We start from the raw sequence: 511 nt of genomic DNA on the forward strand, positions 1-511 counted from the left end.
AGGGATAGCTCAGCATATCGTCGAGGGCCGAACGGAACAGCGCTTGCGGGCTGTCATCCAGGCGCAGGCGAATACCGGTTGCATCGCCGGGCAAGGTCAGCGGATTGTCGCCACTGATTGCGTCCAGGCTCTGGTTTTGCGTCACCTGCCAGCCTTCACCGGTCGCAGTCAGGTTCACAGCCAGGGCATCGGCGACTTTTCCGTCCTGAACCAGTTGCGCCGTCCACTCGCCACTGGCCAGTGCAAACCCTGGCAGCGCGATGTAGTTGATACCCTTGTTCAGGGTGACAGGCACACGCTGCTCGGTACCGGCATAATGCGTCACCAGCTCGGCCTTGACGGGTTTATCCGCCTGGCTGAAAGCGAACACACCCAGATCAGGCTGGTCGCCTGCGCGGAACCGCGTCGGACCGCTCCATTTCAGGTACAACGGTTTTTCCGACCGTACAAACTGCTTTTTCTGCCCGACCTGACCGTTCTGGTCGATGGCCCGGGCCGTGATGCGCCAGCG

Annotated in this window: 1 protein-coding gene; it reads right to left on the reverse strand. The window is 61.4% G+C overall.

Features of this window, described 5'->3' with window-relative positions:
* Window positions 1–511, reverse strand: a 511-nt coding sequence (locus NRB16_RS29370; protein WP_306456563.1) for an alpha-2-macroglobulin family protein, incomplete at both ends; no start/stop codon positions are given.

It is taken from the genome of Pseudomonas sp. LJDD11 (assembly GCF_024584215.1).
Taxonomy (GTDB): domain Bacteria; phylum Pseudomonadota; class Gammaproteobacteria; order Pseudomonadales; family Pseudomonadaceae; genus Aquipseudomonas.